The organism is Roseobacter weihaiensis, assembly GCF_020622345.1.
In the GTDB taxonomy this organism is placed as follows: Bacteria; Pseudomonadota; Alphaproteobacteria; order Rhodobacterales; family Rhodobacteraceae; genus Roseobacter; species Roseobacter weihaiensis.
The window spans coordinates 1-1,399 of sequence record NZ_JACNMO010000071.1; the positions used below are offsets into that span (position 1 = coordinate 1).

Sequence of the window (1,399 nt, forward strand, 5' to 3'; positions counted from 1 at the left end):
GCCGAGCCCGGCCAGGTCAACAATGAGGGCACAACCAGCCCAACCCCTTTGCCGGACCGCGTCGGCGCGAAGCAGAGCACATGCTCGGGACCATCGTGTCGAAGATAGCGGGACTGGTAGCGCCCGAGGAACACGCCATCATCGACAAACAATCCCGCCGCGCGCATATCCTTCTCAGTGCCCCACCGGGCGGAGCCGTAAGTGGTCACGTTGCTCGCTTCGCGGGCGCGCAACACGGAGAGAAAGATCGCAACGCATACAGCGGCGATACCGCCGGCTCCGGCGATGATCGCCCCTTCCATGAAGACGCGCGGCGCATAGGCGTCGTACCAATACCACCAGACGAAGACGCTCCAAGGCGCGTAGATCGGCAGACCAGAAATGGTCATCAGCGGCTCGCCCAGCTCGGATTGGAAGCCGAGCCGGAGCGCCACCCATTGCGTCGCCGCCCAGACGAAGAGCAGCGCGACCATCGAGACGATCAGGATCTGCCCCCAGAGGATGGCGGTCGCGGGCGATGAGTGTTTCTTCGAGGTCATAGGGGTCTCCGGGGTCAGATCGACAAGCCGCGCTTGCGGCCGAGCAACCAGTCGATGCCGCCGCCTGCTGTGACGGTGCCTGAGACGGTCTGGCCGAGATGTTTTTCGAGCTGGGGCTTCCAGGGCACGAGCTCGAAGCCCATCCCATCGTCGATCATGGCGAAACGGCCCGAGGCGAGGTCGAGACGCTGGCGATACGTGCCAGCCACGGTTTCGCCGTCGCCGGACTTTCGGAAAGCTAGACCGGTCTCGTTTGCGATCTTGCTTGCGGCTTTATCGAGATCGCGCTGACGCAGCGTCTTGAGAACATCGCGCGCGGAAGTGACGCGCTGACCGTGCCGCGTCGCGAGACCCTGTCCGACCAGATACTCGGCCCGCTTCTTTAGAGCGTCGCAGACCTCGGCTCCGAACCCGCTTTGCGCGAGCGGCGCGCGGGTCTTGGCGAGCGCCAATCGGTCTGCCCATGTGGCACCATCGGCATTGATCTGCTTTTCCAGTGCGATGTCCGACCGCCCGACCAGCGCAAGGCGTCGCGATCCTCCATCATTCCCGGCCCAACTCCGCGTCTCGACGATCCCGCCGACCGGCGTATCGCCAGTGAGATCGATATCGCGGAAGCACAGATGATGGAGACGTCCGTCGACCCCATCGATGATCGCGTAGGCTTCGCCTGAGAGTTCGTTGTGCAGCCCGCGATCGACCAGCTTGCCGAGGATCGGATTGTCCGGTTGGCCTTCGATAGCGAAGTCGGATGGCGACCGCGTCTGACCACCCATCGCCCGGTGCATTGTTTTGATGATGTCGCCGCGCACGGCCATCTCGCGCAGCGTGTCTTCCATGCCTGGCCTGAGCTGCCACAC

At 64.0% G+C, this 1,399-nt stretch carries 2 protein-coding genes; both read right to left on the reverse strand.

Going from position 1 to position 1,399, the window contains the following annotated elements; translation table 11 throughout:
- Nucleotides 1–539 (reverse strand): type IV secretory system conjugative DNA transfer family protein (locus tag H7847_RS26530; protein WP_227272718.1); only part of this gene is annotated, 539 nt, incomplete at its 3' end.
- A gap of 14 nt (nt 540–553) precedes the next feature.
- On the reverse strand, nt 554–1,399 hold an 846-nt coding region (locus H7847_RS26535; protein WP_227272720.1), incomplete at its 5' end, for a DUF3363 domain-containing protein.